This is a genomic window from Methanomassiliicoccales archaeon, from assembly GCA_014361295.1.
GTDB lineage: Archaea > Thermoplasmatota > Thermoplasmata > Methanomassiliicoccales > JACIVX01 > JACIVX01.
The window spans coordinates 1302769-1327826 of sequence record JACIVX010000001.1; the positions used below are offsets into that span (position 1 = coordinate 1302769).

The window sequence follows — 25058 nt, forward strand, 5'->3', positions numbered from 1 at the left end:
TCACTCCTTTCTGCTTAAGATGAGTTCGGCGACTTTCTTTCCGGATAGCAACATGCCGCCAAAGATCGGCCCCATCCGGGGCGCTCCCATAACAGCATTGCAGGCCATACCCGTTACGTAAAGATTCGGGAATACCTCGACGGTGTTCTCGACAGTCATCTTTTCGCCAACCTCTGCCCACATACTCTTCTCGCCCTCGATCCTGCCTGAAGGCGTGCGCAGTTTTCCTGCTTTTTGCTGCACAATCTTGCAGATCTCCGCTGCATGACCTGTCGCGTCGATCACGTATTTTGCTCTTACACTCACTGGGTCAACATGAAGACCCGCGATCTCCACGGCACTCCAATTTATGACAACACCCGTCACCTTTGAGTCCCTGATCATCACGTCTTCGACCGTAATCGCGTTAAAAAGTCGAGCGCCTGCATCGATTGCAGCGGCAATCATCTTAGCTGATGATTCAACCGAATCCGCTGTGTAATAGCCATTTCCCTCGTCTTTGAGCCTGACTCCGATCTCCTCGAGAAGGAATTTTGACTCCTCCTGCACGACGATGATCGGGAAAGTCATTCCACCTCCCCACATGCCGCCACCGGGCGAGAGACGCCTCTCGAAAATAACGACTCTTTTTCCTCCCCTGGCCAGATATCTCGCAGCCGTGAGGGACGAGGGCCCAGCACCCGCAATGACAACATCTACATCGAGATTCTCGATAAACTCTCTCGAAAACCGTTCGACGATTTTTCTTGTAATGATAACCTCGTCAATTGGCATGAGACGACACCTGTTCAATTTTAGGATTACCCATGAAACAACAATCTTCCTTTATGAATTTGTTGTTTGAAATGCGAACAACTGTGAAATCTGGAGGCAACGCTGTGCGTTTACATAAATTTGAGAACTTCCTAGCTATGAAAAATCCCGCATATTTTCTAGCAACCTCAGAGTTCAAAAGTGCCGCACGATTACGAAATTGTTCTAAGGGATGGTCTGAAATTGAAAATCTAGTTTGTGATCTGCCTCTGAATCAATTCCTTCGATTACCTTTTATTCGCAAATTCTGGTGAAGATCTCATTTATCAATACGAAGAATCTGAAGCTGCATCTGGCCAAGTTTTTTGTCGATTCTACAAGAAAGTCGAAAGAGAAATTATAAAATCTTTAATATCGTTAAGATATCACGGGTCGATATGAAGATCCCATGTGAGCTGATTGTTTGGTATGTGCTGCCATCAATACGCAGGGAATTGGCTAGGGAACTTGTTGAAAAGCACGGAATGACGCAGGCCGAGGTCGCCCGCCGTTTCGGAGTAACTGACGCTGCGATCTCGCAGTATCTGAAATCGAAGCGCGGTACGAGCAGGGAAATCGAGACAAGTGAAAAATACGAGGAATTTAAGAGAGAGGTAGAGCGAGCAGCCATGAGGATCCTCAATGGATCGGACATTGTGACAGAGACCTGCAGAATCTGCGAAATGGTCAAGAAGAGCGGGATGCTCGTTTCGATTTACGAAAGTTATACGGGCGTTAAAGCACCTCAATGCATCTGCCCTCAGATGGAATAACAGGCTTTTTCATCAGTGCAAAATCATCCCGAATCACGCCTCGCCTCTGAAAGATAGATGAATTCTTGTGCATAACCAGCATAATCGCCGAAATACGATCGACAGAAGGCGCTGACTTTTTTGTAGTTTCCTTCGACACCATAGTGCCTTTTCATGGCTCTCGCAATCCTAACATCGATTGGAAAAGCCTCCAGTTGATCGAGAGAAAAGAGCGCGATGCAGTCTGCGACCTTATCGCCGATCCCCTCAAACTTTTTGAGTTCCCGAATGCAATCCTCGTATTCCATTTCTCTGAGCTCATCAAAATTGATGCTGCCGTCATAAACTTGCTTGGCAAATTGGATGAATCTTTTACATCGAAAGCCAAGACCGCAATCATGTGCAGCTCTCTCATTCTTTACAATGCTCTCTGGTGTGGGGAATGAATAATGGTGGCCATCGATTCTTTCTCCATAAGCCATGCATAGATTCTCAATCATTTTTTCAATGCGCGGAATGTTTGCGTAGGTAGCAAGGACGAAAGATGCGGAACATTCCCAGGGATCTTGTCTGATCAGTCTTAGCCCTGCGTATCGCATCACGAGATTTGAGATATAATTGTCCCTGGAAATATCGCTGTAAATCCGCTCAACCTGATCTTCTGCTCTGAAATATCGGCAAAGGAAATCCTCATCAACATTTCCACGCACTTCAATCGAATCATCTTTCTGTTTCAGTTCAATGATCCTCGAGTCAACAACTCCGACCCACCAATCCTTTTGCCTTCTCCATCGAAAGACTTGTCCACAACCAAGGGTGTGATCAAGGTTGATCGGTCTTACGATCATCGCATCTTCCTTGCCAGGAATATCATTAGTTCGCTATCCTTCTTGAACGGCGAGAACGAGTAGTCTCCATAAACATCGAGCATGTCGAAATCGCATCGTTTGAGAAGTTCAACCATTTCTCTGTAAAAGGAATATCGAAGCGTAAATGTCGTCGTCACGCGCCTCAATTGCCTGTCCTGTCTCGAGATATCGTAAAAAGAGTGAATCGTAATTCTCTGCGAAGCTAAATCATAATCCCATGATTCAAATCGAGAAATGATTTCACCCTGGGGCGTCAATTTCGTTCCAGCATGGTATAGTGCTCCGCCCATCCTCGTGAACTTCGGATTGATGATAGCGATTGTGAGCAAACCATCATCAGTCATATGCGCGGCGATGTTCCTTAGTGCCTTTTCTTGATCTTCTGTGTCAAGAAGATGCATGAATGAATTGTAGGGAAGGATCGCCAATTTGAATCGTTTCGATGTTCTGAACGATCTCACATCGCCCTGGATGATATCAATTCTTTCCTGGATCTTTTCATCGAGAAGTTCAATTTTCTCAGCGCATCGGTCGAGCATCGCGGAGCTTCTATCGACGCCGGTCACTTCATAACCTTTCTCAGCAAGCGGAATCAGAACTCTGCCTGTGCCGCACATGCAGACGAGAATCGGTGATCCCGCCGTTTCAGCGAGCTGAACATAAAAATCGATGTCGTCTTTGAAATCTTCCGTCCAGATATCGTAGTATTTCGCCGATGCTTCGTATTCATCCAGACTTTCGAATGCTCCCCTATCGCTTGTATCCGATCTTCCTGAGGAACTCACGTCTTTCTTTAACTTTTTCATCACCCTCGACTCCTACTGGTGGCTGACCATCGATCACGCCGACGATCCCACGTCCTCGTTGCGATTCAGCAACGATCACTTCGACTTCATTGGCAGTTGCGCAAAAAATCGAGCAGACTTCTGGAACGTCCCTGATGTTCTTCATAACATTGATCGGATACGCGTTCCGCAAAATAATGATAAAGGAATGACCAGCGCCGACTCTCATCGCATTGCGACTTGCGCAGGATTTTAATTCTTCGTCATTGCCCTCAACTCTCACCAGCCTGTCCTGAGACGCCTCGCAAAATGCGATCCCGAATTTAATGCCAGGTGCGGCAGTAATGAGCGCTTCGTAGAGGTCCTCAGCTGTCTTGATAAAATGTGACTGCCCGATGATGACGTTCGTGTCGTGAGGTTTCTCAATGAGCACCGATTCGATCTTCATCTTTTCATCCCAGTGTATACATCATCTCCACCAATAAAAATCTTTAGAGCCGGAATTGATGCGATCAGAAGTGTTCGCACCAGCGAATTACTATGAAGCTCAACAATTACAATCTACTAGAAAACTTCAAAGACCGATTACCGCACGACTTTTTAACTGTCGCGCGATCGATGAATGATCGTCGAGGTGGAAAAGCAGTGTTAATATCGCTGCTCGTCGATTCATCTTTGTGTATTATTTCGGACCTGCGGGATATCCAGAGGGTAGCAAAGGACCAGTTGACGCCCTTGAACGAATTAGGACTCTCGGTCTTAACGCGCTCGAAGTGCAGTTTGTCAGGCAGGTCATGATGTCCGAAGAGAAAGCGAGATTGATCGGCGAAAAAGCAAAGGATTTTGGTATTCTGCTGAGTGTTCATGCGCCCTATTACATCAATTTCAACTCTTCCAATAAAGAGACGATCAAGAAAAGTGTAGAATGGGTATTGAGATCGGCGAGGGCTGCCGATGCGATGGGTGCATGGATCGTTGTCATTCATGCCGGCTCTTACGGCACGACATCCCCAGACGTCGCGACAAAGAATATTGTCAAAGGCATCAGGAGCTGCTGCAAGAAGCTTGAAGATGAAGGTAGCGGCGTATACCTCGGGCTCGAGACGATGGGGAAAAAAGGATATTGGGGAACGCCTCAAGAAATTGCAAAAGTTGTCGAAGAGATTGAAGGCACCTGTCCAGTAATCGATTTTGCGCATCTTCATGCAAGGAGCAACGGTAGTATCAAGACCGAAGATGATTTTGAAAACTTGATCAAGTCATTTGAAGAGATCTACACTGGACGTCTTCACATTCATTTCAGCTCCGTTGAATTTACCGATGCTGGTGAGAAGAAACACTTGCCTCTCGATGCGAAATCTCCGGATTTTGCACTTCTCGCTCCCTGTCTTAAAAAGAGATCTAACGACATCACGATCATCAGCGAGACTCCATTACTCGAAAAAGACGCGGTTAGGATGAGAGAAATACTCTTGAATGTAAAGGATTAGGGTTTAAAGGAAATTATCAAGCCAATGGAAACGAGAGTCAATCGGAATCACATTGAACGAGATTTTTCACTCGATGCCATTGTTTGAGTGATCATGATTATAACTAAATATCTCAATAGAGATTATCGATACCTGACACTGGTGGTTTATTGAAAGCCAACCGCTCTGGAAATGATGAGGATCGTAATCAAGTGGAATTCGATTGCCCTGAGTGCGGGACGCATATCGTTGGCGAAGTCTCGAAATGTCCTAAGTGTGGCGTCGAATTTGTGATCGAAGAAGTCATCGAAGTTGAGTGTCCCAATTGCAGAGCGGTTGTTCCTGCCGATCTCGAACGCTGCCCGAAGTGCAATGCGAAGTTGGAAATTTCGAAGGAAGGCGCTGGAGAAGTCAAGACATCAATGAAGGGAGAAGTGGGAGCGATGGGCACGACAATTGAAGAACCATCGGCAAAAGCTGAGGAGAGAGAAGCCGAAGAGAAAGAGATCGAATTGAGAAAGCAATTCCCACTTCTCGTCGAGGAAGTCAAATCGCTTCTTGCACTGGCAAATGAATTCAACATTGAAGTGAATGAGGCGAAGCGATTCATCGACAAAGCGGTTAGAGCCGGAAAGCAGAGAGATGTTACTTCTGCAGTCAATTTTGTGCAGGAAAGTCTGGCGAGGGCGCGAGAAACTATCGAGGAAAAGATTGCAAGGGAAATCGAATATCTCGAAAAGCTCGTGGAAGTCTCAAGTCAAACAGGCTCAGATCCGAAAGTGATTCTTCAATCGATTGAGGCGATCAAGGCAAAGAGAAATGGCGGTGATTTGAAGGGAGCCTTGATCGAGATAAGAAATGCCAAGAGTGTCGCCGAACAGATCACGGGTCGTTACGTCGAAGCGAGCGAGATGTGCGAAGCTCTTGAGAAACTCATCAAGAATTCCGAGTATCTCTATGTCGACGTTAGGGAAGCGAGAAGGCTTCTCAACGAGGCTCGAGATGCGGGGAAACATGGCGATTGGACAATGATGGGTGTTCTCGCAAAAAAGGGGAGGGAAGAACTGCTGAAAATGCTTCCAGAGGTCCTAAGAGAAGAGTTAAAGAAATCAAAGGAAGCACTCCTCGATGCGAAAGCCGAAGGTAAAGATGTCAGCTCCCTCATCAAGATTTTGAAAGATGGAGCTGTAGCCTTTAAGAGAAATGATATTGAGGAAACGCTCGAGAGACTCGTCGAGTTCAAGGCCGAAATGAAGCGACTCTCGTGATCAGGAAGGCTTGAGGACTTCCATTTCCCTTTCTAGGATCGATCTATCCTGAGGGTTAAGACTTTCTTCATTAACCGAGACGATAAAAATCGAAGGTGTTTCTGAGATCTCATCGACGACACTTCTGATGAACCTCACGATTCCTTCGAAGGTCGTGTTGCTGACTAAATACTGGATATCGTCAAGAAGAATGACGCATTTCCCATTCATTCTGATGAACTCTTCGATCACGAGCATGATTCTTTCAAGCGATGGCGGTAAGGTCTGTGCCATTGCCGACTCGCGATCGGTGAGCCAGTAGATCGTAGCCTCGAGTTGTCCAAGCTTTCCAGCGAGGTTTCTCGGGTGCCCTCTCGTGATCGCGAGTCCTTTGTAACCCTCCTGGACCTTTGTAACGAATGCTCTATGAGCAACCTCAGGTTTCGGCTCTTCGACCAAATAACTTTGACCGCCAGCAAGGTCAAATTTGAACTCTTTGACGCGCATCCATTCGGTCTCATGACTCAACACCTCTTTCGCAAGCTCGAGGTCGATTTCAGTGCGCATGAGCGAAGAGAACGCAACGATCCTATTCAGGCCGCCCTCGAGTTGTCTCACGTTGTCCTTGCAGACGTCCGCGATGAACTCAAGCACTTCTCTCGGCACGATGATTTTCTCTTCTCTCACCTTTTTTTCGAGGATCGCGACGCGTGTTTCGTAATCGGGCGGCTGAATATCTGCAATGAGACTAGATTCGAATCGCGTCAGAAGCCTATCTGAGACCGACGGGATTTCCTTCGGCAACCGGTCGCAGGCGAGCACAATCTGCCTTTCACTCTCCAGGAGATCATTAAAGATCTGGAATAACTCTTCTTGCGTCCGCTCTCTACCAGCGATGAATTGTACGTCGTCGATCAAAAGCACGTCCGCGCCCGAGTAGGCTTTGCGAAATTCATCCAGTTTATTTGATGATATTGCCTCGATGAGCTCTGTTTCGAATTTTTCCATCGATGTGTAAATCACCAAGAGGTTCCGATGTTTTTCAACGATTTCGTTGCCGATCGCATGCAGGAGGTGAGTTTTGCCGAGTCCGGATCTACTGTAAATGAAAAGAGGATTGTATGCGGTTCCTGGGTTGCTCGCGACGGCTTTCGCCGCGGCCTCGGCAAATCTGTTGCCATGACCAACAACAAACCGCGAGAAGGTGTATCGGGTGTTGATCGCCCTCCCATATCGAGGTCTCTGAGGCACAAATTCGTTGCATTTTGAGCAGAAACCATCGCGGTCCAAAGCTTCGCCGCATTTCGGACATCTCGCTCTTTTCTCTACACCAAGAGCCCTCATCCTATGATATTGGAGAATGAGATCATAGACGTGATCGATCCGCTCATTCTGTTTTTTTCTTTCAATATCAAGGCGGATCTCTTTCTCCGCAAGCCTTTCCTTTTCCGATCTCTCTAATTTTTTCACAAGGAGATCGAATTCCATTTCAACCTCGGCAATTCGTTCGGGATTCATCGCTTTTCGAAGGATCGAGTCGATGTCCCTTTCGATTCCTGCTCTTTTCAGAAAACGAAGACGCTCGACGAGAGCCTTCACCCTTTCGATATTCGCCTCGAAATACGGAAGGATTTTTGAAGCTCTTTCAGGATCGTCCAGATATATATTTAGTATTTGGGATACATTGAAACCTTCGCGGGCCCATTTCTCAATTTTTTTCGCGACCGCACTCGTATCATCAGCGAGAACACCTAGATCGATCGGTTTCGATGGTGAAGGGATCGAAAAAGAGGACACGAGTTGGAGGCCCTTGATTTCGGCCCCTTCGAATCTTTTTAACATCGCCCTCGGATCCAACCCGGTGTGAAGAGAGACAATTGCGTTGATATGCTGCGAATCCTCGAAAATGAACTTGAGTGCCCTCTCTCCTGCATAAATCTGTTCAGCATTATTTTGCCGCCTTTTGTCAACATACAAAGCGCCTATCGGTTCGCCTGCGTCGAAAAAAATTACACCCTCTGATTCATTCTGTGGTAGCTGGAGGCTCACTTTTACATAGCCAGAAAAAAATTCTTTTTTGATTTTATCGATAATATTCGATAAAACACCTTCACCACCGCTCATTCTTTCGACGATTTTCGCGTCAGGGATTCCTGCTTCGATCAGCAAAATGATCAAGACTCAATCAACATGATTGATTAAATCTTTTATGTACTTGGATTACTGGCTTATCTGAAGAGTATCTATTTTCATTAAACAAAAGGATAGGCCGAAAAATTCGCCAAAAATTCCCAAAAGACGCACAAAATCGCCAGTTGCAGGTAAAATCCACTATTTTATTCGAAGGATGGCATTTCTTGTGGGAATAAACAACACGATATCAAAACACAAGGCATCCATGCCTTTGGATGATTGCATCTTCAGCTCATCGCATACCTAAGAAAATTTTAAATCAACGTGACGATTTGATGTGCCGGATCGATGCCACTGTAGCTTAGCGGTAATCTCTGATCGCTAAAGAGCGACGGTTTCGTAAACCGTAGGTCGGGGGTTCGAATCCCTCCAGTGGCTCCATTTTTTTTGTTGTCTCTTAAGCAGCAGAATCTAGGTTTGGTGTTCACAGTAAACTGTCGGAGCTTCTAAAGCAAACTTTCAGCAAACACCATCCTTTTTCAGGTATTCCCTCAGAATCTTGATCGCACAAACATCGCCACACATTGAGCAACCCTCGCTCGCCTCGGTAATTCCTCTCGCCCTGTACATCCTACCCTTTTCAGGGTCGAGCGCCTCCCTAAACATCCCTTCCCAGTCAAGCGCCTTCCTTGCTCTTGACATCCTGAGATCCCTTTCCAGACCCCTCCCCCTTGCAACATCTGCAGCATGCGCTGCGAGCTTCGCCGCAATCACCCCTTCTTTTACATCTTCGACGCTCGGAAGGGAAAGGTGTTCAGCTGGTGTGACATAGCAGAGGAAATCTGCGCCGTAGTAGGCTGCGAGCGCTCCGCCGATGGCACCTGAAATATGATCATAGCCAGGTGCGATATCCGTAACAAGGGGGCCGAGCACATAAAATGGCGCACCATCGCAAATCGTTTTTTCAATTCTCACGTTCGCCTCAATCTGGTCAATCGGTACATGTCCGGGGCCCTCGACGATGACCTGGACTTCTTTCTCCCTCGCTCTTCTAACAAGATCTCCGAGGATGATGAGTTCCTGAATTTGCGGAACGTCTGTGGCATCATGGATGCATCCGGGACGAAGTCCATCGCCTAGGCTGATCGTGAATTCATATTCTGACGCCAGTTCCAGTAAATAATCGAAGTTCTCATAGAGGGGATTTTCCTTTCCGTTGTGCAAGATCCATGCAACAAGAAACGATCCCCCCCTCGAAACAACATCCGTGATCCTCTTCGAGCGTCTCAAATATTCAACACTTTCTTTTGTGACGCCACAGTGAATCGTCATGAAATCAACGCCATCCTTCGCGTGCTTGATGATGCCGTTGAATATATCATCCTCGTCCATGTCCACAACGGCGCTTTCCCTCGCGGCCTTCAAACCAGTTTGATAAATCGGGACGGTGCCAACAGGGACTCTGACCTCTTTAATGATTGTCCGTCGGATGAGGTCGATATCCCCGCCAGTGCTCAGGTCCATGATGGTGTCTGTCCCATATTTGAGAGCGATTCTCACTTTCTCTATCTCATCTTCCATACGCGGCATGTCCCTCGATGTACCGACATTGACATTGACCTTGACGGTGAGACCTTCGCCTATTCCGCAAGGTTCTGGCGAATGAATGGGATTTGAGGGGATTACGATCCGACCGTTTACAATACCCCTTCTCACGAATTCTGGGTCAACACCCTCACGGCGTGCGACACTGACGATTTCGTCTGTGAGTCCTCTTTTCGCATCTTTAATCGTTACCATTGCCGGGTCCAACAGATTCTCGGTTTTTAGTGTTTGTGCCTGAGCACATCTAGTTTTCGATGCTACAATATCAAATTTACGAGTTCTCAATTCTTTCTTGAAAAATCGAAATACCCTCCTTTTGATATCTTCAATTTCGACCTTAAGGAGAGCATTTGAAGTTGCAAATTGAAAAATGGTGATTTCGTGTAATTTCCCTCCGGAAAAGGAGTCATTACATCATTAAAATTCAACATTTTATTTAAATAGCCAGACATTTAGAAGAATATTAATACTATGAGTACATTAGGAAAGTATGTCAGAAAAGGGATGGGAGAGCATATCATCCCTTTAAACTGTGAACATGTCCATTTGACACGCTAAAGTTCAACCTGAGAAACATGAGGTTGGGATCGGATGGAAGACTCAAGTTATAACGAAGACAAGATTCAGGTCCTCGAAGGCCTGCAAGCGGTTCGAAAGAGACCGGGCATGTATATCGGGAGCACAGATAGTAGAGGGCTCCATCATCTCGTCTTCGAAGTCGTCGATAACAGTATCGACGAGGCGATGGCCGGTTTTTGCACACGAATCAATGTGACGATTAACAAGGACGGGAGTGTCACTGTTGAAGACGATGGCCGGGGCATTCCGACTGGCATTTTGCCGAAATATGATCGTCCAGCCGTCGAAATTGTGATGACAACCCTTCACGCTGGCGGGAAGTTTGACAGGAAGAGTTACAAGGTCTCTGGAGGACTTCATGGTGTCGGTCTCTCCGTCGTCAACAGCCTGTCGGAATGGCTCGAGGTTAAAGTCAGAAGAGAAGGAAAGGAACATTTCGCGCGGTTCGAAAGAGGTGTCGTTGTTGAGAAGCTACGCGTAATCGGAGATGCGCGCACAACGGGCACGACAATTACATTCAAACCAGATCCAGAGATCTTCGAGGATGTTAGCTTTGATGCTGACACATTGGCAAGCAGGTTGATGGATCTTGCCTTCCTGAACAAGAATGTCATCATCACATTCAGAGACGAAAGAACAGGGAGAGAAGAAAAATTCCATTATGAAGGGGGCATCGTGGAATTTGTTCAATACATCAATAAGACGAAGAATGTACTTCACGATAAGCCCATTTACATCACTGGACAACGTGAAGATGTTCTGATTGAAGCAGCTCTTCAATACACCGATTCTTACTCCGAAAACATCCACACATTCGTTAATAATATTAATACGATCGAAGGTGGAACGCATCTCATCGGATTCAGATCAGCGCTGACTAGGACGATGAACGACTACGCGAGAAAATACAATTTTTTGAAAGAAGGAGACGAAAGTCTCAGTGGCGATGATGTCCGGGAGGGATTGACGGCGATTCTCAGCATCAAGATGCCCGAGCCACAATTTGAAGGGCAAACGAAGACAAAACTCGGAAACAGCGAGATCAGAGGTCTCGTCGATTCGATGATTTACGAGAAATTATATCAATTCCTTGAAGAGAATCCGAAGGTCGCGGAGGCCTGCATCAAGAGGGCAATTCTTGCGGCTCAGGCAAGGGAAGCCGCGAGGAAGGCAAGAGAGCTGACGAGAAGAAAGGGATTTTTTGAATCGACGAGTCTTCCCGGCAAATTAGCGGATTGTACGGAAAAGGATCCAGCTAAATCAGAGTTGTTCATCGTTGAGGGCGATTCGGCTGGTGGTAGCGCAAAACAGGGCCGAAACAGGGAGTTCCAGGCTGTTCTTCCGCTGAGAGGAAAGATCCTCAACGTGGAGAAGGCGCGGATGGACAAGATTCTGAAGAATGTTGAGGTGAGGAATCTCATCACGGCGCTCGGCACTGGTATCAAGGAAGATTTCGATATTAGCAAGGCGCGGTATCACAAAATCATCATCATGACAGATGCCGATGTGGACGGTGCACATATTCGGACTCTCCTCTTGACGCTCTTCTTTAGATATATGAGGCCACTGATCGAAAACGGTTATATTTACATCGCGCAGCCACCACTCTATCGGATTTCGAAAGGAAATGCGGAGATATACGCGTACACAGAAAGAGAAAGAATCAACGCAGTCGAGCGCCTCGGGAAAGGTGTATCGATTCAGAGATATAAAGGTCTCGGTGAAATGAACCCGAAACAGCTCTGGGAAACGACGATGAACCCGGAGACACGTGTGATGAAAATGGTGACAATCGAGGATGCGAGAAGGGCAGATTTGCTCTTCAATATCCTCATGGGTGATGCGGTTCTCCCAAGAAGGGAATTCATTAGTGCCCATGCCAAAGAAGTGGAGAATCTTGACGTATAGGTGTTTTCATGGAAGACAAAGCGACGCGAATTATCCAGCGCCCCATTGAGATCGAGATGAAGAAATCCTACATCGATTACGCGATGAGCGTGATCGTGGGCAGAGCTCTTCCGGACGTCAGGGACGGACTCAAACCAGTTCAAAGAAGGATCCTTTACGCGATGTACGATATGGGGCTCCTTTCGAACAGACCACACAAGAAGAGCGCGCGTGTTGTTGGTGAATGTTTTGTTGCCGGAACGCGGGTGCTGACTGATCGTGGTCTCATCCCGATTGAAGAGATTGAACACGGTGACATTGTTTACACGCACCGCGGACGAGCACCGGTGATCGAGCTATACGAGATGCCTCCGAAACCGCTTGTCAGAATAAGATTGGAAACTGGCGCAGAAATTGTTTGTACACCAGAGCAGCCGATTAAAATTCTCAACTCTTCATTATCTTACGAATGGAAGGCTGCAAAAGATCTTACGGAAGGAGATCTTGTCGTTGCACGGTGCATCTATCCAGAAAATCTTGGTTATGCGAGCATGCGATTGAAAGACGGGAAGCAGATCGAAATCAACGAGAAAATTGCCTATCTTTTCGGTTATCTCCTGATGCGGAACTCGATGACCAGGGAAAAAGATCATCTGTTTTTAACCATTTGTGATAATGCAACTCAAGAACAACTCTCTAAAGCACTGAACCAGATTTCTTGTAACGGAAAAGGTACCGATGGCACGACCTCCTCTATCTTATGTCATGGATCGCTTGCCCATATTTCTCCCGATGTCTCATCTTCACTTCTTCAACAGATCGTTCAATTGATTCATGAAAAAGATGGCATTCCCGAGCCCCTTTTCCACTCGCCTCGTGATGTCTTGCTTTCTCTTTTAAAAGGAATGCTTGATGCTGGTCTCAATCCCCTTATTAAAAGTGAATCAATCCGTTTACCTTTTGTATCGCGAAAAATGGCGGCCGATGTCCAGCTGATTTTACATCATCTGGGCGTAATCGCTTCCCTAACCCCAATTAACAAACAATCCAGCGAAAGGCCAGTTGAGCGTGATCAGACTCACGCCAATTCCGCATATGCAATCGAAGTAAATGGTCTGTTCGCTGAAAGACTTTTAAAACTGACTGGGCATCGACGTCAAGGCAGGAATGACACGGAACAATCGCCTCTTACATATATCAAGAAAAAGGTTCCGAGGACCAGCGTCGATAAGGTAGCGTGGTCTAGCTCTCAGATTGCCAAATTCATCGATCAAAGAGAAAGGTGTAAACTTGATCAATCTCTTTCTTGCAAACTCGCAGATCAAATATCGCAATTCCCAGTATCGGTCTTGTCGTTGGTTGATGAGGAAACAGATTGCAATTTGATCGGCGATGTGGTCGGCGAAGAATTGCCATTGCTGGGGGACGCTCTTCAGTACAACCTCTTCTTCATTCGCGTAAACTGCGTAGAGAGTGCTGAGCCTCAGAAGACATATGACCTCGAGGTCGCAGGACCGCATGAATTTGTTGCAAACGGTATCGTCTCGCACAACTGCCTCGGTAAATATCATCCCCATGGCGACATGGCAGTTTACGATGCCCTTGTGAGAATGGCGCAGGATTTCTCAATGCGGTATCCCTTGATCGATGGTCAGGGTAACTTTGGTAGCGTCGACGGCGATTCAGCGGCGGCGATGAGGTACACCGAGTGCCGTCTCTCGCCGATTGCGGAAGAAATGTTGGCCGATATCGAGAAAGATACGGTCGATTTCGTCGATAATTTTGACGGGAGTTTGAAGGAGCCGGCAGTGCTCCCTGGCAAGTTTCCGAACCTCATCGTCAACGGCTCATCGGGGATCGCCGTTGGCATGGCGACGAATATCCCGCCTCACAATCTCAGGGAAGTCGTCGATGCGATCGTCCATCTGATTGATAACCCATCAATGGAAACGCAGGATCTGATGGAGTACATCAAGGGACCCGATTTCCCGACCGGTGGTATCATCTACGGGATTAGTGGCATCCTCGAAGCGTATTCAACGGGTAAAGGAAAGCTAAAGGTGAGAGCGCGGACGAAGGTTGAAGAGTTAGAGAATAAGAAGAGAATCGTGATCACCGAGATTCCCTATCAGGTCAATAAGTCCAATCTCATCGAATCGATCGCCGAACTCGCCAAAGATAAGAGAATCGATGGCATTGTCGATCTGCGAGATGAATCTGATCGCGAGGGCATGCGGATTGTCATTGAGCTTCGCAAAGATGTGATGGAGGACATCGTCCTCAACCAACTCTTTTCACATACCCAGATGGAAGTGACCTTTGGCGTTATCAACCTCGCACTTGTCAACAACGAGCCGAAAGTTCTTACGTTAAAAGAAGCGCTCCAGCATTTCATCGACTACCGGAAGAGCGTCGTGATCAGGAGAACGCGGTTTGAGCTTGAAGAGGCGAAGAAGCGCGATCACATTCTGCAAGGTCTCATCAAAGCGGTCGACGCGCTCGATGATACAATCGCGATGATCAGGGCGGCGAAGACGCCTGAGGAGGCGAGGATCGCACTCATGCAGCGTCTGGCAATCACGGAAGAACAGGCTAAGGCGATTCTTGACATCAGATTACAACGCCTGACAGGTCTGGAAATCGAAAATCTGCGCAGCGAGTTCATCGAGATCGAGAAGAAAGTGCGGGAACTAGAAAGTATTCTGGCGGATGAAAGAAAGATCATGGATATTATCAAGAAAGAGATGCTCGAGATCAGAGAAAAACACGGTGATGAAAGGAAAACAGAAATCGTTCACGACGTGCTGGAAATGGATCTCGAAGATCTCATTCCGGATGAAGAAATGGTCATCATGATCACGCATGACGGCTACATCAAGAGGGTGCCCCTTGATATGTACAAGCAGCAGAGGAGGGGGGGGGTCGGCCTGATCGGGATGGAGACGAAGGAGGAGGACTACGTGACAAATCTCTTTGTCACATCTACGCACAACTACCTGATGTTTTTCACGAATTTGGGAAAAGCTTACTGGCTGAAGGCTTACCAAGTGCCGGTCGGCAGTCGACACTCGAAAGGGAAACCGATCGTTAACCTCTTACCAGCGCTCTCGGAGGGGGAGAAGATTTTGGACACGATCCCCATCAAGGAATTTGACGAAAATCATTACCTTGTTTTTTCGACGAAAAAAGGTATCATCAAGAAAACACCTCTCACCGCTTATTCCCATGTGCGATCGTCTGGTATCATCGCTCTAGGCCTCGAACCTGGCGACGAGCTCGTCGACACGAGACTGACGGATGGCACGAAGGAAATCGTCATCGCAACGAAGGGAGGCCAAGCAGTCAGATTCAACGAAACAGAAGTCAGGCCGATGGGAAGACCTGCAAAAGGTGTCATCGGGATCAGACTCTACCCTGGCGACGAGGTCGTCAGCATGGCGGCAGTGAGGCCAGACTCGATGCTTCTTTCGATCACCGAAAACGGTTATGGCAAGTTGTCGCCAGTGTCTGTATACAGGAAGACGAAGAGAGGGGGTAAAGGCGTCATTACGATTAAAACTGGAGAAAGAAATGGCAAAGTCGTTTCAGTTCTCGATGTCGCTCAAAACGACGAAATCATTGTGACCAGCACGCAAGGCATGGTGATCAGGATTCCCGTTGCTGACATCAGGGTCATGGGAAGGGCGACAATGGGCGTGAAAATCATGCGGCTCCGCGAGGGCGACAAGGTTACAGCCATCGCGCGCCTGATCGGTGAGAAGGAAGAGAAAATGGTCGACATGGCGGAAGTGACCGAGGACAAAGATATGATCCCGCGGGAACCAGAGGAAGAGGTCTCTGACGAGGATTTCGATTCTATCGATGAGTTCTGAGGATCGTGTATAATCCAACATTCAATTTCATTACCTTATTTTTTTTTTTACATTTTTTGAAGCTTTTTCGAACAAATGAAGGATGAAAATCAAATAGGGACTATTGGATTGAGCATCGATGAAAGAGGCCCCTTCTGTTGCTGGCTTGCAATCTCACCTGCAATCATACGCACAAAATCGTAATGCCAATCTATAAACAAAACATTGCTTTTCGATAAGTACACGAGATCTGTGTCGATTTCAATCGTTTTCAGATACCATTAATTAAATTATCAAAATCGATAATTCATTCACAAAGGTTTATTAGTGGCAATATCAATGAATTCCCCCCAGGTACTGGTGCGTAAAGATGTTCAAGAATTCGATACAGGGGCTCGAAAAGGTCTTTCGGACAGATATCGAGTCGCCGAAGGTCGTACTCGTCACAGGACCGCCGGGCTCTCTTAAGACGAGTTTCACATATTCCCTGATTTCCACATATCTCGAAAAGACAGGCGAATATGGATTGTATGTAACGCTTGAGGAATCGGCGGAAAGTCACGTTAAGAATATGAGAAGTCTGGGAATTAAGATAGCGTCAAATCTTGAGATATCCGACTTTACAGACCTCAGAGAACTCGATGAAATCATTGAATCCGAAGCGCCGACAGATTATCTTCACTTTGTTGAGCAAGTCATCGGATACTTCAAGAAAAAACATCAGGACAAGTTCACGGTCTTCGCCCTCGATTCGCTAGGTGCTCTCTACTCGCTTATGGATGATATGAGAGGAATGCGAAAGAAGATGTTCTATTTCTTCAAGACGCTGCGCGATTTTAATCTCATCTCTTTCATCATTATGGAACGTTCCCAAGGAGGATCGGTCGATTTCGTTGGCAACGAGGTTTTCCTTGCGGATGGAATCATTGAGTTAGGTCTCGATCGGACACGCGGCAAACTTGTCCGATTTATCCGAGTTGAGAAAATGAGGGCTTGTGAGCACAGTATGGAAAAGCATACGATTGAGATTGGAAGCAACGGTCTCATGGTTCTTGGCCCTACATTGGCGTAGCACAATTAATTAATCGCAGATGGAATGATATTAAATCCCTGAGAGGGAGTTAATGAATGAAAGTAGCGATGTGAGGAGGAAGGTGAGTGTCATCGGAGGACAGTATCCCAATTTGGCAGGTCATTGAGGAATTCAAGGAGAAAATCAAGGCGCAGGAAGTCGAAATTAGAAGACGAAAGGAAGAGCTTGATAGAAAAGACGCGGAGTTGAGGGAGCGGAGGCAGCAGCTTGACGAATATGCACGAAAACTCGATGAAAAAGAAAAGGAGTTACTGAAAAGGGAATCAGAATTAGTACCGCGTGAAGAGGCGGTCAAGAAGACGGAAGCGGAATTACTCGAATTAGAAAGGGAACTCAAGCTTCGTGAAGAGGAGAACCACTCGATGCGTATTATCCTTGAAAAGCGCCAGAAAGAAATCACCGAACAAGAAAGTGAAATTCTTGAACTCGGCGAACAGGTAAAGGGATACGAGGAAAAGATCAGGCAGGCCGCTGGTAGAATTCTAGAACTCGAAGAGAGATTGCTCATGGAGGAAAGGGATCTGAAAAAGATTCTCGAAGAAATTTCTGCGAAGAGAGAGGAGATCCTTGCGAAGGTAAAGATTTTCGAGGAGCAACAGACACTTCTTGCCGAAAGCAAGGCAATCTTGGTGAATGAACAGAAGAGATTGGTTGAATGGGAAAAGATTCTTAACGATAGAGAGGCGGCGCTCAGCGAGCGCGAAAAGATCCTTGCGAGGAGAGAAGCTCTGATTTCTGAAGCGGAAGAAACTGAGGAAGTTAAGGTATCGCCGATAACTGAGCCTTCGGTAGCGCCATCGATCTCCGGAACTGGAGCTCCCGAAGTTTCGGCTGTACAGGCGGAATCAGAAATTGGATCTGAAAGATTCTCGCAAGGTGAGGCTATAAGTCAACCTTCTCATGCAGAGGCGGGCTCTGTGTCAGCGACTCAGGAAACTCTAGCTATGTCTGAGGTAGGTGTGGGCGGAACCGAAGCGAGAATGGAAGAAAAGATCGAGGAGAAGGCGAGTGAGCGGCCGATGGAGAAATTCTGCCCGAACTGTCGGACGATTGTCGATGCAGATGCGGAGAGATGTTACGCCTGTGGAGCGATTCTCAAGGAAGAGAAGAAGGAAGAGCCAAAGCAAAAAGAGGAAATTCAGGCAGAAAGGAAGCCTGAAGAGAAGGTCGAAGAAAAGCCAGCTGGAGAAGAAATACAAGAAAAGACTGAAGAAAAAACTCAAGCCGCGGAAGAGAAGAAGGAGCCTAGTGTCAAGCGCTCGATTTCGATCAGAAAGATTATAAGGAAGAAATAAACCAATTTCTGAGAGTCAGAGTCTTCATCACCCTTTCTCTTCAATATTTTATTCCGTCCAAAAGTACCTTAAAGGATATCTCGTTGGGTTAGCAGTCTCGCAATCTTGCAAATATCAAGACGCAAGTAGAATGGACATATCTATCTGGTATGCAAAATTAATCAATAGACGCCAAATTCTGGATGTCAAATCAGTTTGTGGCTACCAGCCACCAGAGTTCTTATGAGCTCACATCGGATCCGAACACAATTATCGATTCATGAAACGAAGCACATCTCGATTTAAAGATGGTTACTCATCAGATCTTTTCCTTATTATCATGATGAATTACCTGAATGGATATGTATTTATAATGTTTAATAGCTACTTCAACTGGCGGAAATGTATTTGGTGGGATAATGTTACGGCGAGATCTTGTGAGCAAATCAGTTAGTATCCTGACTGTGTGGAGCTTGATTTTTTCCTCTCTGGCCGGATTCTTTGTCTTTACGATCCCCGAAAAAGGAGAAGCCGCTTCCCCATCGAACGATATGATTGTTGGTGCGGATTATTCAATACGTTACTGGAACATCACGGATACGCTCTATCACATGCGGGGTAATCTCATTATACGATCTGGTGGAATTGTCAATGTCGTAAACGGGGGCCTCGTTTTCGATCAGGACACAGGTCCTGATGGGATTGCGGGAACTGATGACGATCATGTTTATACCTTAATTGTTGAGGACGGCGGGAAGCTCATCCTCAACAATTCGATCCTCACGACCAATCTTAATCAAATTAATGATTATCCGAGCCTCGGTGTCATCGTTAGGAATGGCGGCGTGCTCGAAGCGATCAATTCCGTCCTGAAGTTCCCGGGGCACATGGTTGTTGACGATTCAACACTTATTATGCGAAATTCGACGATGAAAGGACATTCCTCGGCCGACATCGCAAAGTATTGCAATCAGACGCAATTCCCAGCTGACTTTTTCGACGACTTTGCAGTGCTAGCCTTTATCTCATCAAATATTTATCTTTATGATTCGAGCATCACTGGTTTACTCGAAAGAAACTCGACTTCCCCTGCGTATGATCACAGCTACAGTTTCGCCACTGACGACGGATCGAAGGTAACTGTCATTTATAATCTCACACGGAATGTTCTTGCACTTGGTGATGATAACACGGCAGCTGGTGAAGAATTTTCTAACTTGACGATCGACGATAGAAAGCTTTTCGCCGTTGACCCACATGAGAAACTCGCGATCGAGGGCATCGATATTGCGGGATTAGTTTTTGAAAAAGGAGAGGGCGTTAGGGTTACACTATACGCCAAGTACAAGACCGATGCAGGATACACCGGGACAAATGCTTTGAACTGGTCCTTCCGAAACGGTGGTGTATCGTCGTCAACGATCGTACCTAGCGACACGGCAGCTCCTTATGACCCTTCGATCAACAATGAAGTCACTGCCGCCTCAATACTTCCCGATATGTCTTCCGCCGACCTCAGCAAGTTGAACATCACTTTCGAAAACAATGATCCCAATGGCAAAAAAGTGTACTTTAACAGGATCTGGGTCACGGTCGAAATGTCTCTTAGCACGTACAGGAACATCACTTTAGCTGGATCGACTCAACTGACCGCTGTCAATTCGTATCTCGGCGTAGATTTTTCGAGCGAAGCTTCTGAGCATAACCAGCTAGTTGTTCTTGATGGCGCTAGGGCGTATCTGTATGGGGTTTACGTCGATACTCTGCAGGGGATCGCCAGATTGCCTGATCGCTCAATGGCCTACGTCCCAACCGACAGGGTAGTGATTGCGCTGCCTCTTGCAAAGGGCGTATATGATAATACTGGAGAACAGCTCGCGAACCTTACAGCAGACGATAATTCGTATTATTCTGTCGGTGACAATAAAACGATGCATATTTTGGGATTCAACACGAGCGACTTAACTGGAGATATTATAAGTGCTACTCTGAAAGTGATTTACTCTACTGAGCCTGGTTATGCTTCGAGCAGTTATATTTCGTGGAATGTGACAGGAGAGAGTGAAAGAAACTCTTCAATTCTGATTGAAAACACGGTAACTGAACAAATCGAAACTTACGACATATTTTCAGCGGGTGTTGACTCCCTTCAGAAGATATCAAATCTCAATATAATGTTTAATAATGAAGGAGGCGGTTTGGTTTATTTTGACAGAGTCTGGCTCGAGATCACACTGAGGCCAAACATATACATCTATAAATGGTTAAATCTCACATTACTAGATTCTCAATCTCTACCAGTCGCCAATGCCATCGTAAACGTAACTGTATCAGGGTCGGGCATTCCAGCATATTATGTCTCTCCTGACGGTGTCGATACAATTCCGCCGAGTGTAGTTCTTGAGTATCTCGGAAAGGATGCAACAAGTTTCAAGCAGACAGGACAATTTGGAGAAGTTAAGATACCGCTGCTGTGGGAGGTTATCAACGAAACAACATTGCCGAATGCGCAACAGATCGTCGGCGGATACTCTGTAAATATAACATATAGAAACACGACGGGGAGCATGTTCTACGGGTCGTGCGGTGTCGACTTTCCAGCATATCCAGCAATCGGTGAAAACGATCAGATGACTTCGAAGACGGTTGTGTTGTCCAATTTGATTATCGATAAGCCAGATCTTACAGTCGTGTCTCTTACATATACGCCAATTACGATTTATGAAAACGATGTAGTAATCTTCACGGCTCGCATCTCAAATGTTGGTATTACAGCAGTTTCTAATGTCAGAATAGATTTCTCGGATTTCTACGGCGGCTCATCCATCGCGATCGGTAACCGTACGATATCGTATATTTCTGCGGGATCTTATGCGGATGTGACAATCAATTGGAATGGCACATCACCTGGGACGCATACGATTAGCGTCGAAGTGGATAAATTCATGGTCATTCCCGAATTCGATGAAACGAACAATCATTTTTCAACGCAAGTAACAGTTCTATCTCTTTTGCCCGATTTGTCAGTTACATCAGCTGATATCACCATTGGACCCGAACCGATTTATACTGGCAAGCTCACCTTTGTGAATGTCACCATTCATAATAATTTAGGACGGGCAAACGCAATAAATGGGAGCGTAGAGTTTTATTCGGGTAATCCTCTGAGTGGTGGCAAATTATTGGGCACTCGGTACATCAATGTTCCAGCAGGTGGATCAAACGGAACAAGTTTTAGTTGGATACCGTCTCAGATCGGCAATTATCCAATTTATGTGTACATCAATAGGCTGAGATCTATCGTGGAGTACTCCTATGCTAACAATTTAGCATTTAAGAATATCAGTGTTCAATTATCCACGGGGGAAGGTGATCTTGTCGTCGATGATAACAATACCTTCATTTTCCTCCCTGGGTCTTTCTCGTTCGGCGGCAATATAGTTGTAAAGGATAACGGTACTCTGATTCTCGACCAATCGACATTAACGATCAATCAAAGAGCGGCTGATGAATTCCTCATTGTTATTGAGGACAACGGTGTCCTCAACCTCAATTCTGGGATACTAGCTTCGAACTTTAACCTAAAAATTTATCTTTTTGACCGAGCTACGATCACTGCAAATAACTCCATCATTGGGCCCACAATCACTATCATGGCGGATGGGAATTCGACAATATCGATTAAAGCGTCAGTGATCCACTGCGACGTGATTACGCCCTCCGCCTCACACGCTACCATTATTGCCTTCAATACGACCTTCACTAAGACTTGGTCCTCCTTCGGTGGAAGTGCGAAAGCGTATCTCACAAGTATTTCAATACCTTCAATATCGCCTGTGGGTGCAGCAGAGGCATGGCACTACAGATGGCTCACGGTAACAGTACTTGACGGAGTTGGGGCGCCTTTGTCTGGGGCGTATGTGAATGTCGTAAACTACATAAATGGTACGGTGTACGGAAGTGCTATAACCGACGCGTCTGGTACGGCAATCATTCGCGCTCTCTGTGATAGAATCAATTCAACATCGATCCGCTACGTTGGTCTTTATCGTGTTAATGTTACCTACTGGTACGGCGGGCTGCCTTATGAGACAGAAGGTCCAGTGGGGGTTTCCTTAACACCGTATTCCACACCTCTGGCTCGCAATGATAAGTCAGTCGTCATTTCGATACCAAGTGCGTTACCCGATCTCGATCCACTATTCTGGGTTTCGGATACATCACCTGCACGCGGACAGAAAGTCGTGTTGGTTGCGACTATCACGAATAGAGGCGTCGTGCCAGCAAAAAATGTCGTAATCAGATTTTATGACAATATATCAGTGATTAAGGATTCGGTAATCACAGTCATCAATCCAGGCGAAACGATAAGTGTCAACGCAACATGGATTGCCAGTCTTCCGCTCGGAGAACATAATCTTTCCGTCGTTGTTGATCCAGATAATCTATTACCTGAATTGAACGAAGACAATAATGTCAATTACACCATAGTAATTGTTCGCGGCATTGCTCAGTTGTACGTGTCTTCGGGAGATCTAGCTTTATCACCCTCTTCTCCCGTAACTAACAGCACATCGACTATCACAGTGGTCGTTCACAACAGTGGTGATGTTGAGGCAGAAGAAGTCAATGTGACCTTCTATGCGACAAAGACTGGTATCGGGTCCACGAAGATCGGATACAGTATCATAACTCGCATCATGCCCGGTAGTTCAGAAATTGCAACGCTTTCTTGGATACCCAACAGACCGGGCTCTTGGACAGTAACTGCAATCATTGACGAGTCTGGAGAAATTGAAGAAAATACGAAAACAGATAATACAGTGTCGCTAAATGTCGTTGTGAAAAACTACGCGGATCTTACGCCAACATCTCTAGTTTTCACACCAGCCAGCCCCGTGAATGCTGGGACACACATTAGAATGGATCTCAGTATAATGAACATCGGAGAGACTAGCGCATCTGGAGTCGTTGTGCAGTTCTGGCTCGGATCCGTTGGCAGCGGCGTATTAATTGGTGAAACCGTGACTGGCACAATCGGCCCTGGACAAACGGTTGTTGTTTCCGGTGAGTGGGATGTTGAGATTGATGCTGGATTGAACACACAGACGAGAACGATTACGGCGTTGGTGAACGCGGACGAGTCTATTCCTGAGATACGGTACGACAACAACATGGCAAGTCAGCAATTAACCGTACGTGATACCCGCCCAGATCTGAACTTTGTGAGCAACCTAGAGGTGACACTTAAAGGAAGTCTTGTGAATAAGACTTACGTCGGGGAAACCGTGGTTCTGGGTGTAAGAATGCGCAATACTGGGTATGCAGCAGCACTTGGAGTGAATGTTGCCTTCTATGCCATCGACGAAGATTCCGTATCAACCTACCTCGGATCCTTAACGAAAGATTTCGCGATCGGCGCGACCGTTATCGCAAATCTCACATGGTCGGTTAATTTGACCGTTAGCACTTACTTGATTGTGGCGCAGATCGACCCTTCAGGATTGGTCGACGAGAGTAATCGTAATAACAACGAGGTCAATATTTCTCTAGAGATCGTTCAACCGAATCCTGTTATCTTGATCGATCTCGGTAATGTTTACAAATACAAAGCAGGAGAGAACATCGTTATTGGCGGTCGAGTAACAAACGAAATCACAGGGAATGCCCTATCCGGCATCACAGTGGCCTTGTCGCTTGTTGACGCTAATAACATCGCTGTTAGCGGTCCTTACACGGTAAAGACGAGTTCAGATGGTTACTTCGATGCAGTTCTTTATGTGCCGCTCGGCGTTGTTGGTAACTGCAGGGTCAAGGTAACGACGATCATCTCAGGAGAGCAGACGAGCAATTATGAAGACGTCACGATTGAAAAGGGCCTCACTGAAACAGGCATTGAATGGTGGGTGTACGCGCTGATTATTGCGATCGTTGTTGCAATCATCATCGCCTTCTCGATTTATCTTTATAAATATGGACTCGGGAAGATGGTTGAGTGCGGTGAGTGCGGAGCATTAATCCCAGAATCATCACGTCGTTGCCCGAAGTGCGGTGTCGAGTTTGAACCTGGGACGGTCAAATGCAGCGAATGCGGAGCATGGATACCAGCAAATTCGGCTGAATGTCCTGAGTGCGGCGCAAAGTTCGTCACGGAGCCTATTCCCGAGGAAGAGGACGAATACATCAAGAAGATGCGGGAACAGTATGAAAAGTCAATTGAAATCTACAGAGAGCAGGCGAGAAGTGTACTCGGTAAGAAATATTCTGAAGAGAAGTTCAAACAATGGTGGAAGAAGCAGCCGACATATATCTCGTTCGAGAAGTGGCTCTCTCAGGAAGAGGAGCGCCGGAAGCTCGGAGCGCTCGCTTGTCCCGTTTGTGGCACCCTTAACGCTAGAGGTTCGACCGTTTGCCATAAGTGCGGTACAGTTTTTGAAGCGAAGAAAGAAGTGAAAGAGGAAGCGCCCGCGACTCCTGACGAAAAACCGAGAACACTCCGTCGGATTGTCAGGCGACCTGTCGAGAAGAAAGCAGTGCCCAAGGAGGGAGCAGAAAAACCAGAGGAAGCGAAACCAGAAGAATCAGCTGGCGAGCAGACACAATCACCTGAAGAAAAGGAAGAGCCGAAAGAATCTCAGTGATCTAGGTTCTTTCCACTCTCTCTATTTTATTTTCGGCTGTTCATTTTCAGTAAACCATTCATTTCTATCTACAATGAATAA

Annotated in this window: 14 protein-coding genes and 1 tRNA gene; 9 read left to right on the plus strand and 6 right to left on the minus strand. The window is 46.4% G+C overall.

Annotated features, from left to right (window positions below; translation table 11 throughout):
- Nucleotides 1-774, minus strand: coding sequence for a thiazole biosynthesis protein (locus H5T41_06480; GenBank protein ID MBC7108416.1), 774 nt, complete (start codon nucleotides 772-774; stop codon nucleotides 1-3).
- Nucleotides 775-1190: 416 nt separating this feature from the next.
- Here H5T41_06480 and H5T41_06485 point away from each other — a divergent pair, with 416 nt between their 5' ends.
- On the plus strand, nucleotides 1191-1565 hold the full coding sequence (locus H5T41_06485) for a helix-turn-helix domain-containing protein (protein ID MBC7108417.1): 375 nt from the start codon (nucleotides 1191-1193) through the stop codon (nucleotides 1563-1565).
- 23 nt (nucleotides 1566-1588) lie between these two features.
- On the opposite strand, the gene H5T41_06490 is transcribed toward H5T41_06485, so the two are convergent.
- Genes H5T41_06490 through H5T41_06500 form a run of 3 tightly spaced genes read right to left on the minus strand, consistent with a single transcriptional unit; the run spans nucleotide 1589 to nucleotide 3646 of the window.
- Complete coding sequence (locus H5T41_06490) at nucleotides 1589-2392, minus strand: DNA-3-methyladenine glycosylase 2 family protein (GenBank protein ID MBC7108418.1); 804 nt, start codon at nucleotides 2390-2392, stop codon at nucleotides 1589-1591.
- Nucleotides 2389-3219 (minus strand): class I SAM-dependent methyltransferase, encoded by an 831-nt coding sequence (locus H5T41_06495; protein MBC7108419.1) that lies wholly within the window; start codon nucleotides 3217-3219, stop codon nucleotides 2389-2391. Before H5T41_06495 ends, H5T41_06490 begins: the two co-directional genes overlap by 4 nt.
- Nucleotides 3164-3646, minus strand: coding sequence for an adenosine-specific kinase (locus H5T41_06500; GenBank protein ID MBC7108420.1), 483 nt, complete (start codon nucleotides 3644-3646; stop codon nucleotides 3164-3166). The genes H5T41_06495 and H5T41_06500 overlap by 56 nt, the downstream gene beginning before the upstream one ends.
- 229 nt (nucleotides 3647-3875) lie before the next feature.
- Here H5T41_06500 and H5T41_06505 point away from each other — a divergent pair, with 229 nt between their 5' ends.
- The gene (locus H5T41_06505; GenBank protein MBC7108421.1) at nucleotides 3876-4688 is read left to right on the plus strand and encodes a TIM barrel protein; all 813 of its coding nucleotides are present in this window, start codon (nucleotides 3876-3878) and stop codon (nucleotides 4686-4688) included.
- A 149-nt stretch (nucleotides 4689-4837) separates the two neighbouring features.
- Complete coding sequence (locus tag H5T41_06510; GenBank protein ID MBC7108422.1) at nucleotides 4838-5935, plus strand: zinc ribbon domain-containing protein; 1098 nt, start codon at nucleotides 4838-4840, stop codon at nucleotides 5933-5935.
- On the opposite strand, the gene H5T41_06515 is transcribed toward H5T41_06510, so the two are convergent.
- Nucleotides 5936-8083 carry a DUF835 domain-containing protein gene (locus H5T41_06515; GenBank protein MBC7108423.1) on the minus strand — a complete coding sequence of 716 codons (2148 nt, stop codon included), beginning with the start codon at nucleotides 8081-8083 and terminating at the stop codon, nucleotides 5936-5938.
- A gap of 314 nt (nucleotides 8084-8397) precedes the next feature.
- Here H5T41_06515 and H5T41_06520 point away from each other — a divergent pair.
- A tRNA-Thr gene (locus H5T41_06520) sits at nucleotides 8398-8488 on the plus strand.
- A gap of 78 nt (nucleotides 8489-8566) precedes the next feature.
- On the opposite strand, the gene thiC is transcribed toward H5T41_06520, so the two are convergent.
- The gene (gene thiC, locus H5T41_06525) at nucleotides 8567-9847 is read right to left on the minus strand and encodes a phosphomethylpyrimidine synthase ThiC (GenBank protein ID MBC7108424.1); all 1281 of its coding nucleotides are present in this window, start codon (nucleotides 9845-9847) and stop codon (nucleotides 8567-8569) included.
- A 396-nt stretch (nucleotides 9848-10243) separates the two neighbouring features.
- Between thiC and gyrB the strand changes: the two genes are divergently transcribed.
- The 5 genes from gyrB to H5T41_06550 all read left to right on the plus strand — a co-directional run bounded on the left by gyrB (nucleotide 10244) and on the right by H5T41_06550 (nucleotide 24977).
- Complete coding sequence (gene gyrB, locus H5T41_06530; protein ID MBC7108425.1) at nucleotides 10244-12139, plus strand: DNA topoisomerase (ATP-hydrolyzing) subunit B; 1896 nt, start codon at nucleotides 10244-10246, stop codon at nucleotides 12137-12139.
- A gap of 8 nt (nucleotides 12140-12147) precedes the next feature.
- The gene (gene gyrA / locus H5T41_06535; GenBank protein MBC7108426.1) at nucleotides 12148-15990 is read left to right on the plus strand and encodes a DNA gyrase subunit A; all 3843 of its coding nucleotides are present in this window, start codon (nucleotides 12148-12150) and stop codon (nucleotides 15988-15990) included.
- A gap of 349 nt (nucleotides 15991-16339) precedes the next feature.
- Entirely contained in the window at nucleotides 16340-17041 is a 702-nt protein-coding gene (locus tag H5T41_06540) for a signal transduction protein (protein MBC7108427.1), read from the plus strand.
- An 86-nt stretch (nucleotides 17042-17127) separates the two neighbouring features.
- Entirely contained in the window at nucleotides 17128-18357 is a 1230-nt protein-coding gene (locus tag H5T41_06545; protein MBC7108428.1) for a hypothetical protein, read from the plus strand.
- A gap of 398 nt (nucleotides 18358-18755) precedes the next feature.
- On the plus strand, nucleotides 18756-24977 hold the full coding sequence (locus H5T41_06550; protein ID MBC7108429.1) for a hypothetical protein: 6222 nt from the start codon (nucleotides 18756-18758) through the stop codon (nucleotides 24975-24977).
- Nucleotides 24978-25058: the final 81 nt, after the last annotated feature.

Excerpts from the sequence above, each read along its gene's own strand:
- H5T41_06490 (MBC7108418.1), bottom strand. The coding sequence starts at position 2,392 with ATGATCGTAAGACCGATCAACCTTGATCACACCCTTGGTTGTGGACAA.
- H5T41_06480 (MBC7108416.1), bottom strand. The coding sequence starts at position 774 with ATGCCAATTGACGAGGTTATCATTACAAGAAAAATCGTCGAACGGTTT.
- H5T41_06550 (MBC7108429.1), top strand. The coding sequence starts at position 18,756 with ATGTTACGGCGAGATCTTGTGAGCAAATCAGTTAGTATCCTGACTGTG.
- thiC (MBC7108424.1), bottom strand. The coding sequence starts at position 9,847 with ATGGTAACGATTAAAGATGCGAAAAGAGGACTCACAGACGAAATCGTC.
- H5T41_06495 (MBC7108419.1), bottom strand. The coding sequence starts at position 3,219 with ATGAAAAAGTTAAAGAAAGACGTGAGTTCCTCAGGAAGATCGGATACA.
- H5T41_06485 (MBC7108417.1), top strand. The coding sequence starts at position 1,191 with ATGAAGATCCCATGTGAGCTGATTGTTTGGTATGTGCTGCCATCAATA.
- gyrA (MBC7108426.1), top strand. The coding sequence starts at position 12,148 with ATGGAAGACAAAGCGACGCGAATTATCCAGCGCCCCATTGAGATCGAG.
- H5T41_06500 (MBC7108420.1), bottom strand. The coding sequence starts at position 3,646 with ATGAAGATCGAATCGGTGCTCATTGAGAAACCTCACGACACGAACGTC.
- H5T41_06540 (MBC7108427.1), top strand. The coding sequence starts at position 16,340 with ATGTTCAAGAATTCGATACAGGGGCTCGAAAAGGTCTTTCGGACAGAT.
- gyrB (MBC7108425.1), top strand. The coding sequence starts at position 10,244 with ATGGAAGACTCAAGTTATAACGAAGACAAGATTCAGGTCCTCGAAGGC.